The 15,535-nt window shown below is 45.0% G+C and carries 10 protein-coding genes; 6 read left to right on the top strand and 4 right to left on the bottom strand.

The window, feature by feature from the left end; translation table 11 throughout:
- Nucleotides 1-209: 209 nt before the first annotated feature.
- Nucleotides 210-527, top strand: a complete 318-nt coding sequence (locus tag QUA07_RS17765) for a DUF3067 family protein (RefSeq protein ID WP_333327341.1) — start codon at nucleotides 210-212, stop codon at nucleotides 525-527.
- Nucleotides 528-938: 411 nt separating this feature from the next.
- Entirely contained in the window at nucleotides 939-1,247 is a 309-nt protein-coding gene (locus QUA07_RS17760) for a carbon dioxide-concentrating mechanism protein CcmK (protein WP_333044070.1), read from the top strand.
- Between the two features lie 114 nt (nucleotides 1,248-1,361).
- Here QUA07_RS17760 and tatC read toward each other — a convergent pair whose 3' ends face one another.
- The 3 genes from tatC to QUA07_RS17745 all read right to left on the bottom strand — a co-directional run bounded on the left by tatC (nucleotide 1,362) and on the right by QUA07_RS17745 (nucleotide 5,692).
- Nucleotides 1,362-2,207: a twin-arginine translocase subunit TatC gene (gene tatC, locus QUA07_RS17755; RefSeq protein ID WP_333327339.1), complete on the bottom strand. Its 846-nt coding sequence runs from the start codon at nucleotides 2,205-2,207 to the stop codon at nucleotides 1,362-1,364.
- A gap of 189 nt (nucleotides 2,208-2,396) precedes the next feature.
- Complete coding sequence (locus QUA07_RS17750) at nucleotides 2,397-3,341, bottom strand: NAD(P)-dependent alcohol dehydrogenase (RefSeq protein ID WP_333327334.1); 945 nt, start codon at nucleotides 3,339-3,341, stop codon at nucleotides 2,397-2,399.
- A gap of 179 nt (nucleotides 3,342-3,520) precedes the next feature.
- Nucleotides 3,521-5,692: an EAL domain-containing protein gene (locus QUA07_RS17745; RefSeq protein ID WP_333327331.1), complete on the bottom strand. Its 2,172-nt coding sequence runs from the start codon at nucleotides 5,690-5,692 to the stop codon at nucleotides 3,521-3,523.
- A 248-nt stretch (nucleotides 5,693-5,940) separates the two neighbouring features.
- Here QUA07_RS17745 and QUA07_RS17740 point away from each other — a divergent pair, with 248 nt between their 5' ends.
- The 4 genes from QUA07_RS17740 to QUA07_RS17725 all read left to right on the top strand — a co-directional run bounded on the left by QUA07_RS17740 (nucleotide 5,941) and on the right by QUA07_RS17725 (nucleotide 13,952).
- Nucleotides 5,941-10,632 carry a PAS domain S-box protein gene (locus QUA07_RS17740; RefSeq protein ID WP_333327328.1) on the top strand — a complete coding sequence of 1,564 codons (4,692 nt, stop codon included), beginning with the start codon at nucleotides 5,941-5,943 and terminating at the stop codon, nucleotides 10,630-10,632.
- Nucleotides 10,633-10,890: 258 nt separating this feature from the next.
- Nucleotides 10,891-11,649 (top strand): SDR family oxidoreductase, encoded by a 759-nt coding sequence (locus tag QUA07_RS17735; RefSeq protein ID WP_333327326.1) that lies wholly within the window; start codon nucleotides 10,891-10,893, stop codon nucleotides 11,647-11,649.
- Nucleotides 11,650-11,786: 137 nt separating this feature from the next.
- Entirely contained in the window at nucleotides 11,787-12,884 is a 1,098-nt protein-coding gene (locus tag QUA07_RS17730; RefSeq protein WP_333327323.1) for a DJ-1/PfpI/YhbO family deglycase/protease, read from the top strand.
- A gap of 363 nt (nucleotides 12,885-13,247) precedes the next feature.
- Nucleotides 13,248-13,952, top strand: a complete 705-nt coding sequence (locus tag QUA07_RS17725; protein WP_333327320.1) for a rhomboid family intramembrane serine protease — start codon at nucleotides 13,248-13,250, stop codon at nucleotides 13,950-13,952.
- Nucleotides 13,953-14,048: 96 nt separating this feature from the next.
- Here QUA07_RS17725 and QUA07_RS17720 read toward each other — a convergent pair.
- Nucleotides 14,049-15,535, bottom strand: a 1,487-nt coding sequence (locus tag QUA07_RS17720) for an Ig-like domain-containing protein (protein WP_445305899.1), incomplete at its 5' end; no start/stop codon positions are given.

Here is a 15,535-nt window from a genome sequence, read left to right as displayed (position 1 = left end):
TGCCTTTACGGTTTTAAGTTACGTTTGTTTGTTAGCTGTTAGCGAACCTGTACGTGCAGACAACTGGGATAATTGCCGTTAATCTGCTCGCACAAATTTTAGGCCGCGAAAATTCCTTTTAAGAATGCGCCTTCCAGCCTTTATTAGAGTATTATTACATTTTTTGAACTTTGTCTTTTATTGTTTAATGGATTAACTCAGGAGCAACCATGACGGGTAAGGATTTACACCAGCTACTGCTAGAAAAATGGGGAAAGTCTTACGATATCAGATTGCGGCGAACACGGGGCAAGATTTTTGTGCAAGTTATGTGGAAATATTTAGAACAGGCATCTTTTCCGATGACGGAGGCTGATTATTTCGAGCATTTGGATGCGGTGGCCAATTACCTCAACGGCTGGGGGAGCACAGAACAGGTGAGAGAATATATCGTGACTACTCGCGATCGCCCCCGCTTGGGTAAAGCTGTCAGCATTCCTCTAGATTTGGGTGAAAGAGCCTCGGAATGGTTGCTAGACGAGTTTTGAATCAGTCAGTCGATTTTAGATTTTAGATTTTAGATTTTAGATGGACTCCACAGCCGGGATCTGGGGGAGTTCCCTAAAGTTTTGTGTCGCGCCGCGGCTGGATTAGTTGAGCCCAAAGTCCCGAAAATCGATCGGCGAGCTTGTCATACGACTTGCTGCTGGTGAGAAACTAAGCTGTGGCGCATCTAATTTGCACAGTTGTTTTGATTCAAAGTCTTGTGTGGCGGGCTTTGCTGCGCGCCCCCAACTGTGGGATTTAAATGCCACAACAGTTTCTGGGGCTTTTTAGGGGCTTTTTAAATTTTGGGCGATCGGACTTCTAGCTTACCAAAATCATCCGAAGCAATTTCTGTCAACAATTTCACATACAATGAGTGTCAGATATCTTGTGAAATTTAGGAGAATGTTGTAATGGGTGTTGCACTGGGAATGGTTGAAGTCTTAGGATTTCCCGCTGCAGTAGAAGTTGCGGACTCAATGGTGAAAGCAGCCCGTGTTACTTTAGTTCGCTATGAGAAAATAACCCGCGCCTACTGGACAATTATAGTGCGAGGAGATGTTTCTGAAGTGCAAGCAGCCGTTGCTGCTGGAATTGAATCAGTTAAAAAGGTCGATGGCGGAAAGTTGCTATCGTATCACATAATTGCTCGTCCCCACGAGAATCTGGATTACATTTTGCCGATCGGCTACACTCCCGAAGTAGAACAGTTCCGAATGTAGTCAAAGTTTTGACAAAACTTTGGTGTGGAATTTTAACTTTTAGTGATTATAGAGGCGCGGGCGATCGCGTCTCTATATTTTTATGGGGAGTCGATCAATCTTTCTGTGAAGTTTTTAGCGTCCTAAAAGCTTCACCAAACCAACCCCGCCAAAATACAAGCTCAGCACCGCACCTCCTAAAAGACTTTGCGTTAAAGGGTCAGTAGAAGGTGTTAAAACCGCTCCCAAAACTGCTGCTCCCAAGACTACATACCGCCAGCCGGAGAGCATTTGGTTGGAAGAAACTATGCCCAAAACACCGAGCAATACTTGGAGAATCGGGATTTGAAAAGCTAAGCCGGTGCTGAACATTAACAGCAGCACAAATTTAAAGTATTTGTCGATCGACCACAACTGCTCTACAACATCCGCCCCATAGGTAACAAAGAAATTCAGCGCCGCCGGAATCAGAGCGATGTAAGCAAAGACTAAACCGCCCAAAAATAGGAAACTCGATCCGAAAAACACCGGCCCCAGCAACCTGCGTTCTTTGCGAGTCAAGCCGGGGAGAACAAACAGCGCTATCTGGTAAAAAATAAACGGAGTGGCGAGGAGCAAACCGCTGTATCCGGCTACTTCGATAGAAACAAAGAAATACTCGCCGGGAGCTAGTTGCAGAAACTTCACGGGCCCGGCCGGTACTTCTAGCAGTTGCACGATGGGTTTAACTGTGAAAAAGCAACCGATTACAGCGATTACTACTGCAATTAGCGAGTAGAAAAGTCGCAGACGCAATTCTTCTAAATGGTCGAATAAAGACATCTCAACTTCATCGGGAAGTTCGTCGAGAAATTCGTTTTCTAAGTTGCGAGAACCTATCGCACCGCCGGCGATTGGTGCAATGCTGTTTTCCTGGCTAATTGCTTCGAGGTTGTTGTCGGAACCTTGTTCGGATGTCTCCAAGTTTGAGGGAGCAGTCATAGGGAATGGGTAATTGGTAAGGGTAATTGGAAATTGGTAATTGGAAATTGGTAATTGGAAAGGGGTAAATGAGAATAGTTATTTCATAATTGCTCAGACTTCCTTCTTCATTCTTTATTCTGACTTCAGCAGAAGGAACGATCGATAATTAATCCGTGTAGCGGTGTCAAAATCCATGTCGTGCCTTGATTATTCAATGACGATCGCAATTTTGCCGATCGCGCGGCCCGTTTCGCTGTAAGCGTGGGCTGCTGCTACTTCTTGTAAGCTGTAAGTGCGATCGACAATCGGCTCAACTTTATCGGATTCTATTAACTCCCGCAAAGCCCCTAAATCGCTGGGGTTGGCATTGGCTAGAATGAATTTAGCTTTTTTACCCGAGATAAACCAGCTAGTTAACATCGGTGCGAGGTTCTCGAAACTTGGCAAAGTCGATATATAAATTCCCTCTGGTTGCAGCACTTTTTCGCATTCAGCAAATGTTCTCGTCCCGACAGCATCTAAAATTATATCATATTTATCTGTCTGTTGAGTAAAGTCAATTTCTGCGTAATCCAGGACAAAATCGGCTCCTAAACTCTTCACCAATTCTCTATTTTTAGCACTGCAAACTCCCGTTACTTCCGCATTCATTGCTTTCGCAACTTGCACGGCAAAAGTGCCGACTCCGCCGGAAGCGCCGTTAATCAATACTTTATTTCCTGCTTGAATTTGACCCAAATCCCTGAGCGCTTGCAAAGCAGTTAAACCTGCGATCGGTACTGCTGCTGCTTCTGCATGAGTGATGTTTTTCGGTTTAAAGGCGGCATCCGATTCTGCCACGACCGCGTATTCGGCGCAAGCACCCCCACTCATGGGATTTAAGAAAGTATAAACTTCATCTCCGGGTTGAAATTTGGTGACTTCCCGGCCGACTTCCACGACAACTCCCGAAATGTCAGAACCGACGATTCGAGGAAAGTTAAATCCTGTTAATAGTTGCAGGTGTCCTTGCCGGATTTTCCAGTCTACGGGATTGACGCTGCTAGCCCGAACTCGCACTAACAATTCGTTGGATTTGGCGATCGGCTTTTCCAACTCTCGGTACTGCAATTCCTCGGCTGAACCGTAGCGATCGAACGCAACTGCTTTCATGGCAAATTTTCCGGTTTATTTCCAATGGAACATTCAATCCTTTACAATTACAGCACATTCGATCTCAATGTGACACAGTAAATTGAGTCACCCTTGTAGCAGCGGGCGATCGACTCTTGGAGGCTTCCAGACAGGACGCAGGCGTGAGGCAATGGGTTCGCTGGCAAGCGTGCGATCGACTAGAGATTAAAATTAATAGGAACAGGGCGGGCGATCCCATAACCCTGAGCATAATCTACTCCAATCTCCCGCAATTTTTCTAAGATAGTCTCGTCTTCGACAAACTCAGCTATAGTTTCAAGATTCATCGCATGGGCAATACGATTAAAGCCTTCAACTAGCGCTTGAGAAATCAAATTATGACTAATATTCTTGACAAAAGCACCATCAATCTTTAAATAATCAACTGGTAAATTCATCAGATAAGCAAAAGAACTCAACCCACTGCCAAAATCATCTAAAGCAAAGCAACAGCCAATCTTTTTGAGTTCGCCCATGAAATATCTGGCTTGCTCAAAGTTTGCGATCGCTGCGGTTTCCGTGATTTCAAAACCAATGGTTTGTGGGGGGACTTTGTATCGAGAAAATTGTTCGATTAAAAACTTCAAAAACTGATTGTTACTAATGCTAGCCCCAGAAAGATTGATCGTATACAAGCCTTGGTTAACATCTTTTTCCGGTAATTTGTGATAATTAGAGAAAAAAGTTTCGATTACCCAACAATCGATCTCAGTTATCAAGCCATAACGCTCGGCGGCGGGAATAAACTCATTTGGAGATACTACTTCTCCATTTTCGTCCAGCATTCTGAGCAAAATCTCATAATGCTCTACTAATGGGTTAGAGCTAATAGAGACAATCTTTTGGCAGTAGAGACGAAAATGATTGGTTCCCAACGCTCGGCTGATTTGGGAAATCACCAGTCTCTCACCACGTTGTTTAATTACTTCCTCATCATCTAGGCTATAAACATGAACACAGTTGCGGCCTCTGGCTTTGGCGGCATAACAAGCTGCATCAGCCTCTCCCAGAACCTGCATCAAATCTTTGCTGGTTTGGTTAATGGCAACAACTCCAATGCTGACCCCGATGATAAAGGTTTTGCTATTCCAAATAAACCGAAACTGATGCACTAAGTCTTTGAGTTTTTCTGCAATCTGAGCTGCTTGAGAGAGCGAACACTGAGAGAGCAAAATACCAAATTCATCACCTCCCAAGCGAGCCAGCATATCACTAGCACGGACTCCCTGTTGAATAAGTGCGGTGATTTGGCGCAGTAGCTCATCGCCAGCAATATGCCCTACGGTATCGTTAACGACTTTGAACTGATCTAAATCTAAATAACAGAGAGCGTGCTGCTGATTGCTATCTTGACAAGAGGCGATCGCCTCAACTAGCTGCTGCTCAAATCTTCGACGGTTGATTAACCCCGTTAGGGCATCGTGACTGGATTCCCAAGAAAGTTGACGGGTGAGATAGCGCGATTCAGTAACATCATGAAAGACCATGACTGCCCCGATAATTTTACCTTGGCGGTCTCGAATCGGTGCTGCCGAGTCAGCAATGGGATACTCCGTTCCATCATGGGAAATCAGAATAGTATTGTTAGCTAAGGTCACAATTCGCTCCTCTAATAGAGCCTTGTTTATAGGATTCTCTACTAGCTCTCGCGTTACTTGATCGACAATTAGGAAAACTGTAGAAAAAGGAACTCCTTGAACCTCATGAGTTTTCCAGCCTGTCAGCCGCTCAGCTATAGGGTTGAAATATGTTACATTACCTTGGGCATCAGTAGTAATGACCGCATCGCCAATGGATTGCAGAGTCACTTGAGCCAATTCCTTTTCGGCAAAGAGAGACTCTTCGAGACGTTGCCGTTCTTCAATTTCTCTCAAGAGACGTAAATTTTGCTTTTGGAGGCTTTGTTGCAGCCTTCGGATGGTTAGGTGGGTTTCGACACGAGCTAATACTTCTTCGACTTGGAATGGCTTAGCAATATAATCTACCCCTCCCGCAGCCAGCCCTTGCACCTTATTAAAAGTTTCATTTAGCGCACTTAAAAAAATTATTGGAATGTCTACGGTGCGCTCATCAGATTTTAATTGTCGGCAAACTTCATACCCATCCTGATCGGGCAACTTAATATCTAGTAAAATTAACTCCGTCGATGGAGATTGGGCGGCTCTGAGCGCCATTGCACCTGTCGTGGCACTGCGAACTTTATAACCCTGTGTGCTCAAAGTATCCCTGAGAAGACGCAGGTTATCAGGCAGATCGTCAACAATTAAAATATTACCTCGGTAGTTTGTAGCTGGATCGCTAACCCGATCGCTAGTTCTATCGATAATCATACTGATTTCCATAGTTTCTTGCTAGACGACTATAAACATATGCACAAATAGTATAGTTGAATTATTAGGTTAAAAAAGTTACTTTACCCACAAAGAATTCCTGCGCTCCCGGAGATATGGGGCTGGCAAGGGGGCGCAACCATACAAAATCTCCATTGTTCGGGTAGGGACAGTCCCCCCGTGGTTGCCCTTCTTCGCTTCGCCTAACATGATCAGAAGAACATTGTTTCAACCCAAGCAGGCGACTTATGAACAAGCGCATTTCTCAAATGGCAAGTCTACTCGTCATTGCGATCGGATGTCTCGTGCTGCTGGGTTGGCAATTTGACATCTCCCTACTCAAAAGTGGTTTTCCTGGTATGACTTCGACCATGAAAGCAAACACGGCACTTTGCTTTTTGTTGGCTGGAGTGTCTTTGAGATTGTTACAGCACCAAAGACTAACCCGAATGCACTATAGAATCGCTCAAGGGACAGCAGGATTCATCATCATCATCGGTGTGCTGACGCTGAGCGAGTATCTCTTTGGTTGGCATCTGGGCATTGATGAGTGGCTTTTCCGGGATGTCGTGTCTTCAGCGACTCCTTATCCGGGAAGAATGGGAGTAAATACCGCCCTAAATTTTGTGCTGATGGGAGTAGCACTATTACTGCTAGGGAAAAATTCCCAACGGGACACTTGGTTGGCTCAGATTTGCAGTAGTATTGCAGCTTTAATTTCTCTGCTAGCTTTATTTGGATACATCTTTGAGGTCAAAATTTTCGCCCAACTAATCGTAGTTACAACAGCTCAAGTACCATCCACGATCCTAAGCTTTTTCATCCTCTATGGGGGAATTTTATGGCTCCGACCCAAGGAAGGATTAATGCAAGTAGTAACCAGCCCGCTAGTCGGCGGACTGATGTTGCGGTGCTTGCTGCCTTGGGCAGTAATCTTTCCAGTGGTAATGAACTGGTTCACTCTTCATGGGGAAAAACTAGGCTGGTATAACGCTGAATATGGCTATGCCTTGCGGTCAGCCATCATGGTTTTCACGTTCTCAATTCTCATTTGGGGGACGGCTCGTTTTTTGAACCTGATAGATTACAAGCGCCAACAAGCCGAAAAAGACCTTAAAAAACTTAACGAAACTTTAGAAATTATTGTGGCTGAACGAACAGATACTTTACAAAAATCGCAGGCTCGTTTTGCAGGAATTCTGGAAATCGCCAGTGATGCAATTATTTCCGTCGATCGCACTCAACAGATTACCCTGTTTAATCAGGGGGCGGAAAAGATTTTTGGCTATAAAACAGAGGAAGTTTTAGGGCAACCCCTGAGCTTACTGCTGCCAGAGCAGTTTAGGAATGCTCACCAGCAGCATATCCAACAATTTGCTCAATCTTCTGGTAAAGCGCGAAGGATGGGAGAACGAGGTGAGATTTTGGGTCGTCGCCAAGATGGCACCGATTTTCCTGCTGAAGCCACTATTTCTAAGCTGGAAATGGGAGACGAAACGGTATGTACTGTTATTCTGCGCGATATTAGCGATCGCAAAAAAGCCGAGGAAGAATTACTTCAAACAACAACGCTGCAAAAAGCCATTTTAGATAGTACCAACTACACCATCCTTTCCACAGCCGCAGATGGTACGATTCTTACCTTTAATAAAGCCGCCGAGAGATTGCTGGGATATAGTGCCGAAGAAGTTGTGGGGAAAGCCACACCTGCGATCCTTCACGACAAGGAGGAAGTCGTGCGGCGCGCCCAAGATTTATCTGCTGAGATGGGAATCTCTATCGAACCAGGATTTGAGACTTTTGTTGCTAAGGCACGCCTTGGAATGCCAGACGAGTACGAATGGTCCTACATCCGCAAAGATGGCAGTCGCTTTCCATTACTCCTCTCGGTGACGGCTTTATATGACCCAGAAGGCAAGATCACAGGGTTTCTCAGCATTGGAAACGATATTACCCTCCGCAAGCAAGCAGAAGCATCACTGGCACGCATGGCAGCGATTGTGGAACATTCTGGTGAGGCAATTATTAGCAAGTCCTTAGACGGCATCATTTTAAGCTGGAACAATGCAGCAGAAGAAATCTTTGGCTACAAGGCTGAAGAAACCATAGGACAATCGATTAATATTCTAATTCCACCTCATCTTATCTACGAAGAACAGCATATTCTAGCCACGCTTCGACAAGGAGAAATAATTAAAAACTATGAAACTGTGCGCGTCCGCAAAGATGGACAGCTTATCGACATCAGTTGTACCATATCACCTCTGGAGGACACAGCAGGCAGAATTGTTGCGGCTTCTGTAATTAAACGCGACATCACTGCTCGCAAGCGTGCTGATCTCGAACGCCAACAAATGGAGACAGCTTTACAAAAGAGTGAAGAGCAGTTTCGCCATGCGTTTGAAGATGCCTCGATCGGGATGGCGATCCTTTCCCTCGATGGGCATTTTATTAAGACCAATTCAGCTTTCTCTCAGATGATTGGTTATTCCCCAGAAGAACTTTTAGGGTTAACTTTTCAAAGCATAACCCATCCTGAAGATTTAGAAGAGGATATAAAAAATGTCAATCTGCTAGTAACAGGCAAGATGTCACTTTATTCCCAACGAGAAAAGCGCTATATCCATAAACACGGACATATTATTTGGGGTTTACTTAACGCCTCGGTAATCAGAGACAAGAAAGAAAATCCGCTAAGTCTTATTGCTCACATTCAAGATATTACGGAACGAAAAGAATCTCAAAACAAGCTAGAACTGCAAAGTATTATTATGAATAATATGGCAGGTGGTGTATGTTTAGTCAATGCCTCAGACTTGACGATCATTTACGCTAATCCTAAATTTGATGCGATTTTTGGCTATACAGAGGGCGAACTCGCAGGTCAACCCGTTGGTGTAATAAATTATGTCGAGACACAGGTGACACCCGACGAAACCGTTGAAGATATTGCGACTCAACTCGATCGGGACGGGGAAGCGCAATATGAAGTCTACAACAAAAAAAAAGATGGCACACTCTTTTGGTGCAGAGTTCATACCTCTAAGTTTGAGCATCCTGAATACGGAACTGTATTTGTTGCGGTTCAGGAGGATGTATCGCAGCTAAAACTTGCTGAACAAGCCTTACAATCCACCACAAATCGCCTTAACTTTCTCCTGAACTACAGCCCCGTCGTTATTTTTAGCAGTAAAGCTGATGGCGACTATGGCGCAACCTTCGTAAGCGAAAACATCAAAGATGTAATGGGCTACGAAACCAAAGCATTTTTAGAAGAGTCTGGATTTTGGATGAATCATCTGCATCCCGATGAAATAGACCAGGTGCTTAATGGAATAACTAACCTGTTCACAGATGATTTTTATTTTCAGGAATTCCGTCTTCTGCACGCAGATGGGAATTATCGCTGGGTACTCGAACAACTCAAGCTAATTCGCGATCGTGCAGGTAGACCAGTGGAAATCTTGGGATATTTAATTGATATTAGCGATCGCAAACAATCTGAGGTGGAACTTCGGCAGGCGAAGGAAGCAGCAGAAGCAGCCAACCAAGCCAAGAGTGTCTTCCTCGCCAATATGAGCCACGAACTCCGCACCCCCCTCAACTCGATTTTAGGATTCACGCAATTGATGAGCGATGAAAGCGCTCTGACTCCTTCTTTACAAGAACGCTTACAGATTGTCAACCGTAGCGGTAAATATTTGTTGGACTTGATTAACGATATTTTAGATTTATCCAAAATTGAGAGCGGAGGGATGACGCTCAATCCTTCTGACGTTGACTTGACAAGTTTACTGACTTGTATTGAAGAAATGTTGCTAATTAAAGTCCAACCCAAAGAATTAGCGCTAATTGTCGAGCGAGATCCCGATCTTCCCCAATTTGTAAATACCGATGAGAAAAAACTATATCAAGTCTTGGTCAATCTGCTCGGGAATGCGATTAAATTTACCAAGCAAGGAAGCATCACCCTACGGGTAAAAGCAGGACAAAGAGATCAAACCTCCTGTCACCTATGTTTTGAAATCGAGGATACAGGTGTGGGAATTTCGCCAACAGAAATTGATAAATTGTTTAAGGTTTTCGTGCAAGCCGAAGCTGGGAGTAATTTGAGTCAAGGCACTGGGCTGGGTTTAGCGATCAGTCAAAAACTCGTCCAACTCATGGGCGGTCAAATTCGGGTTAAAAGCACTTTGAACCGAGGTAGCACTTTTTCCTTTGAGATTGGTGTACAGTTACCTCAAGCAGAATCCTTACCCCCAGAATCAATTAATCAAAGAGTAATTGGTTTAGCTCCTGGACAACCAACCTACCGTATCCTTGTTGTTGAAGATTTAGCAGACAATCGCCGCTTGTTAGTCGAGATCCTTACCTCCATTGGCTTTGAGGTGAGAGAAGCAACACAGGGAGTTGAGGCAATCTCACTGTGGGAGAGTTGGCGGCCACACCTGATTTTCATGGATCTGCGAATGCCAATCATGGACGGCTACACAGCTACTAAATATATTAGAGAACGCCCTAACAACCAAGAAACTGTCATTATTGCTTTAACTGCCAGTGCTTTTGAAGAAGAGCGAGAGAGCGTTCTCATGGCTGGCTGTAACGACTTTATAAGCAAGCCATTTCAGAAGAAAAAACTTTTTGACAAACTCGCTACATATTTGGGAGTACAATATATCTACGAAGCCCTAGGACAAACTCCACAAAAACTATTAGTTGAAAGTGTGTCTGTAGAAGATATATCTGTTATGCCCCCTGAGTGGTTAGAACAAATGTATCAAGCCGCTTACTATCTCGATACCGAAGTTATGAATGAATTAATTGTAGAAATTCCCGAATCTAAAGCAGGTTTGTCCCAGGCACTAACTGATTATATCCACAATTTTAATTCTGACCGAATTATGGATTTAATTCGACCTCTACTCCCCAATCCCCTTTAGCTATCGAGTTTAAGGACAAAGAAGCTATAGTGCTTTCAGCAGTGGCTATATTTCCAATAGAAACCAACAGGGGAAAGGATTTGGAAGTTATTGGAGATGTGTGTTGCAGATATCTATCAGCATGAGGCAATTCCATATACATTAGATGGAATGTGCTGTATCATATAGCAATTATATTTTTGGTGTAAAGGGGATTTATTTTTTTTATTAACCGCAGAGGGCGCAGAGGCCACCGAGAAAGAGAAAAGAGATAGAGAAATGATTGATTTAACAGGAAAGGTAATTTTAGTAACTGGTGGCTCGAAAGGGATTGGTGCAGTGACGGTGCAGACTCTGGTTAATGCTGGGGCTGAGGTGATTTTGCATTACTTTCGCAGTCAGAAAGAAGCTGAAGCGATAGCAGCAAGTGTTGCGCGCGATCGCTGTTATTTATTAGCCGCAGATTTTATGGTGGAAAACGCGCCCTCGACTTTGTGGCGAGATGCTTTAAAATGGCGCGGTCATATTGATATTTTAGTTAATAATGCGGGGATTATGCAGTCAGCGGGTATCGAGGACAAATTCGATATTTGGTCGTCAGCTTGGCAGCAAACTCTACAAGTAAATTTAGTTGCCGTTGCCGATTTGTGCCGGGAATCTATTCTGCATTTTCAAACTCGCCGAGTCGGTACAATTATTAATATAGCAAGTCGCGCTGCTTTTCGGGGAGATGACCCGAATTATCTGCATTACGCCGCTTCTAAAGGTGCTATTGTTGCTTTAACTCGCAGCATTGCTAGAGGGTTTGCGGCTGATAATATTTTGGCTTTTACAGTTGCACCGGGATTTGTCAGTACAGAAATGTCTAATCAGTTTATTCAGGAGTTCGGTGAAGCTGATATTATTCGCGATATCCCGATCGGCAAAATCGCTCCTCCTCAAGATGTTGCCAATGTGATCGCGTTTTTAGCGTCGGGTTTAGCTGCACACGCTACCGGGACTACGATCGATATTAACGGAGCCTCTTATGTGCATTGAGACAATAACTGTAAAATACCTCTCAAGGCTCACGCTGATATCTTTTAAAACTCACTAATTTATCACTTTAGCAAGACGCTAAAAACATCATAAATGAATTAGTGTTAGATGAAAAGATAGTCTGAGGAAAGTTGATTATGACAACAGATAACGGCACCAACACCAAACGAGTTGCCATACTCATCGAAAATGGAGTAGAAGATTCGGAATTTCTAGTTCCTTACAACGCCTTAAAACAAGCAAATTTTGAAGTAGTTGTCCTCGGTTCGCGGACAAACGAAAAGTATGCAGGGAAACAAGGAAAAGTTGCCCAGCAAGCTGACGGAACTACCACAGAAGCAGTGCCCGCCGAATTCGATGCAGTAGTCATTCCCGGCGGTATGGCTCCCGATATGATGCGGACTAATCCCAATACAGTACGTTTTGTACGAGAAGCATTTGAGCAAGGCAAAATAGTCGCTGCTGTTTGCCACGGCCCGCAACTTTTGATTGAAGCCGACTTGCTGAAAGGTAAAAATGCGACTGGTTTCTTGGCAATTAAAACAGACATGATTAATGCCGGAGCTAACTACATTAACGAAGCTTTAGTAGTTGACGGCAACTTGATCACTTCCCGCCAACCTGGAGATTTAGCAATATTTACCACCGCAATTCTGGCTCGCCTCGGTTACGGCGGACAAGCAGTCGGTTTGCCAGAAGAAACTGACAAAAATGCAGAATGGTGGAAATTAGCTAATGGTTGGGGAGGTTCTACACAAGGCGACATTGTTAAAGGTTTGAATACCGCCCTCGCAGGGGAACGCTATGCTTGCGAAGCATTTCAAAATTATGCGGAAAAAACCCAAGACAGCGATTTGCGATCGCTCTTGAGAGAAATGATTCAAAACAAACAGAACCACATCCTCGCTCTCGAAAAACGCCTCAACGATTTTGGTGAAAAACCCTCAATTCCTGCCCAAATTGCTGACAAATACGCTAAATTAAAAACCTCAATGCAAGGAACCGATGAAACGTTCTTGCTGCGGAGCACTCTAGGTGAGTTGCAAACCGGTGTTGTCGATGTCAACAACCTGCGGGTGAAGTTCACAGATCCGGTATCAACGGCTATTTTGACAGAGATAGAATCGGATTTGTCTAAGTGTGAACAAGTCGTTGCTAAACTCTTCCGCGCCCGTGCAGTTTCCCAGGAAATTAAGTCGCCTAAACCTTCGACTAGCCCCGCTGTAAAAATGTAATCAGCCAGGGGATAAATAAGTTTGTAGTTTTGTTGAGAGGTGAAAACCCGCACCAATATCGCAACTACCAACTTGCTCTGAAATCCTACAATATACGCCTTGGCGGTAAAATAAAACCCAACACTAAAAAGCAGATATTCAACTAACTGCAAGGTGGAGGGTTTTATTAAATGGGTTTTATTTTTGTTTCAGCCCCCCGGATACATTCGTAAAGTCGCTTTCTTCAATTTTTCAATTCAATTATTTAATCTAAAATCTAAAATCTAAAATCGATTGACTTGTTCCCTCTTCCTTTAGACAGGAGACACCTGGGCTATAAATGCGCTACTGTGTTGCCAATATTTTGATGAGGAAAAAAAGGCTGTGGTTCCCTTACGCGATGAAAATCCCATTACTATCACTCCCTATGTCACCTATGGGCTGGTTGCGGCAAACATATTAGTATTTTTGTACGAACTCAGTTTGGGCGATCGACAATTAACCCAATTCTTCTACTCTTGGGCCGTAATTCCTTGCCAGTTAAGCAATATGTGTCGGGTTGCTCTGCCAGTTTCGCCATTTCCCGAATGGACGACACTAATTAGCTCCCAATTCCTGCACGCAGGCTTTCTCCACATTGCCGGAAATATGTTATTTTTGTGGATTTTTGGCAATAACGTAGAAGACCGTTTAGGACACGTCAAATTTATAATATTTTACCTTACTTGCGGCGTTTTAGCATCACTAACTCAGTGGTATTTTTCCTCAGCATCTGCCATTCCGTCCCTAGGTGCTAGCGGCGCGATCGCAGGCGTGATGGGAGCTTACATTCTCAGATATCCCCAAGCCAAAGTTCTGACACTGCTTCCCTTGGGAATTTTTATTACCACTGTCAGAGTCCCCGCTTTCTTCTTTCTAGGATTTTGGTTTGCACAGCAAGCATTGAGCGGTCTGGCTTCCTTGAATGCCCCGGCAAGTGTCGGCATGGAATCCGGGGGAGTTGCCTACTGGGCCCACGCCGGCGGCTTTGTTTTCGGCGCTATTCTAGGCCCTTTGTTGGGACTTTTTTCTGAAGATAATCAGATTTAATTCTTCACCGCAGATGAACGCAAATTAACGCAGATAAACTGCCAAGAAAATCGGCGTTTATCTGCGTTTATCTGCGGTTTCAAACCTCTGATATTCCTAGATAAATGTCAAGTCAAATTCCGAAAGAGCAGAAACCCCAGTTACACCATTTAACTTCGCCAAAATGCGAGAATCGGCGCCAGTGAGGTTATTGCCATTGCCGTCATAAATAATGTAAGTATTGCCACCGGAATCGTAGGCAAACAAGAAAGCACTTCCTCCCAGAATATTTGCAGAAACCGTTGTCTGCACATTTAGCAGAACTTGGGTGTTACCGCTGAGATTGGCAAATCCGGGGGCAAAATTAAACTGATCGGCGATCGGCACACCGAGACCGCTAAAATCAGTAATCACATCGTATCCGCCCGCCGCGATCGCAGCCTCGATCGCAGCCGAAGAAGCCGCATCAAAAGCCGGCCCACCTTGTGCAGGGCTGGTATAACGGAATTGATTGTTGCCGCCACCCCCTGTCATGGTATCTGCGCCGAGGCCCCCTACGAGCACATCGTTATCCAAACCGCCGTTAATCGTATCGTTGCCACCTTGACCGTCAATAGTATCACTGCCCGCCAAACCGTTCAAATTGTCCGGCAAAGAACCCCCAACCAAATTGTTAGGCCCGCTATCAGCCGGCAAGATTTGAACGGTGACAGTACCTACGCCCGGAACTGTCCCGAATCCGTCGCTGACGCTGTAGGTGAAAGCAGTTGTACCCGCTACGTTGCCGGGGATGAATTGCACTTGAGAGACAAGATTTACAGCTATTCCGAGTTGCGGTGTGCTGACATTGATAATGCTGAGCGTCCCTTTTTGCGGGCTGGAATCGTTCGCCAGTACGTCGATAAAAGTGGGCAGCAAATTATTCGTATTGGTAAATACGATGCCGTCATCAACAACAATTGGCGGCAGGAGAGTTGGAACAGTTACGGAGGTATCGAAAGAATTGATGTTAATTGCGACTGAGGCTGCTGCCGTGCCGCCTTGGTCGTCAGCTACGCTGTAGCTGAAAGAACCGGCTTGCCCGATCACGTTTGTTCCAGGTTGAAATTTCAGTCCAAGTAAATCCTGAACGGTTAACTTTTGGTTCACGGTGACGGGGTTTGTACCCGTAATTACCTGACCAAAAGTAGGATTGGGAAGTCCGACTACCGCGATCGACAGTGGATCGCCCTCCGGGTCGCTGGGCGCCGAAATGCTCAGAGACAGAGGCAAATTCTGCAAACCAGTCACCGTTTTGCCAGCTTCCACGATCGGCGGCTGGTTAGGAGTCGGAGATGTAAAACTCGGCGGAGTCGGCCCGCCACCCAAAGGCGGAGGAGTTGGGGTTGTCGCAGTTGGAGTCGGGACTATGGAAGGACTCGGACTCGGAGTTGTCCCGCCCGCAGTCGGAGTCGGACTCGGACTCGGACTCGGAACCTGTGTCGGCAATGTCCCCGTTGTTGGTGTGGGATTCGTGGTTGTCCCCGTTGTGGGATTCGTGGTTGTCCCCGTTGTGGGATTCGTGGTTGTCCCCGTTGTGGGATTCGTGGTTGTCCCCGTTGTGG

The organism is Microcoleus sp. T3_A4 (assembly GCF_036700465.1).
GTDB lineage: Bacteria > Cyanobacteriota > Cyanobacteriia > Cyanobacteriales > Microcoleaceae > Microcoleus.
The sequence above is the reverse complement of the archived record's forward strand: the minus strand, read 5'-3'. Positions and strand labels throughout refer to the sequence as shown.

What these genes read in the sequence shown, in the direction of transcription:
- QUA07_RS17765 (WP_333327341.1), top strand. Translation starts at nt 210, where the DNA reads ATGACGGGTAAGGATTTACACCAGCTACTGCTAGAAAAATGGGGAAAG.
- QUA07_RS17760 (WP_333044070.1), top strand. Translation starts at nt 939, where the DNA reads ATGGGTGTTGCACTGGGAATGGTTGAAGTCTTAGGATTTCCCGCTGCA.
- tatC (WP_333327339.1), bottom strand. Translation starts at nt 2,207, where the DNA reads ATGACTGCTCCCTCAAACTTGGAGACATCCGAACAAGGTTCCGACAAC.
- QUA07_RS17750 (WP_333327334.1), bottom strand. Translation starts at nt 3,341, where the DNA reads ATGAAAGCAGTTGCGTTCGATCGCTACGGTTCAGCCGAGGAATTGCAG.
- QUA07_RS17745 (WP_333327331.1), bottom strand. Translation starts at nt 5,692, where the DNA reads ATGATTATCGATAGAACTAGCGATCGGGTTAGCGATCCAGCTACAAAC.
- QUA07_RS17740 (WP_333327328.1), top strand. Translation starts at nt 5,941, where the DNA reads ATGAACAAGCGCATTTCTCAAATGGCAAGTCTACTCGTCATTGCGATC.
- QUA07_RS17735 (WP_333327326.1), top strand. Translation starts at nt 10,891, where the DNA reads ATGATTGATTTAACAGGAAAGGTAATTTTAGTAACTGGTGGCTCGAAA.
- QUA07_RS17730 (WP_333327323.1), top strand. Translation starts at nt 11,787, where the DNA reads ATGACAACAGATAACGGCACCAACACCAAACGAGTTGCCATACTCATC.